We start from the raw sequence: 708 nt of genomic DNA on the forward strand, positions 1-708 counted from the left end.
TCTTGCTGCCCTTCTTGAAACACTTCCTGATAAAACCGTGTTTGGGTTACATCTACTGTTTTCAGGTTTAGCATTTGCAAAATCTCCTTTGTACCAAGTTGTGGGAATTTATTCACAAGTATAGCTTCTACTAAATCCAATAGTCGCCGAAATTCTTCCTCTGTTTCCGCACTATTAATAATTGCCTGTGCCAACGTTGCTGTATCTTGTTTATCTACAATAAGTAACTTCAGTAATGCTAAATTTGGACTCAAATCTGTTAACGGTAACAAATCTTCGAGATAAAGTCGTTTGACTTGACTCTTTAACAAAAATTGGTAGGGAATATCCGAGCCTAGATCTTCATGCCGATTGCGTAAAATTAATAATCCGTACCAAGGTTGGTTGACGTTGTATTGATATAAATACAGAAAAATTTCTGCTAAATACCGCCCATAAAATCTTGGATCTCCCTGCATCTGGGCTTCTAGAAATACCAGAGGTAAACCCAGATCTTTGGCAAGAGGTGTTAATAGTCCATCTAGTTCAAATCCTTTCTCTTTGACTCCGGGCGCACTATAGGTAAATTCGCAATCTCTGGGGATTTCTGGGATTAATTCGGCAATTAAACCTGGTTGAGATAAAAATAGTCGGTAAAAAAGTTTATCGGTTTTCATAATCACATTATATATTTAGTTGCGATGCCTAATCCGAGCGGAGCGATCGCCT

General features: G+C 38.1%; 1 protein-coding gene. It reads right to left on the minus strand.

What is annotated here, in order from left to right; genetic code table 11:
* On the minus strand, window positions 1–656 hold a 656-nt coding region (locus tag ACIR131C_RS0100915; protein WP_028088713.1), incomplete at its 3' end, for a DUF2887 domain-containing protein.
* Window positions 657–708 lie beyond the last annotated feature (52 nt).

This window comes from Dolichospermum circinale AWQC131C (assembly GCF_000426905.1).
GTDB lineage: Bacteria > Cyanobacteriota > Cyanobacteriia > Cyanobacteriales > Nostocaceae > Dolichospermum > Dolichospermum circinale.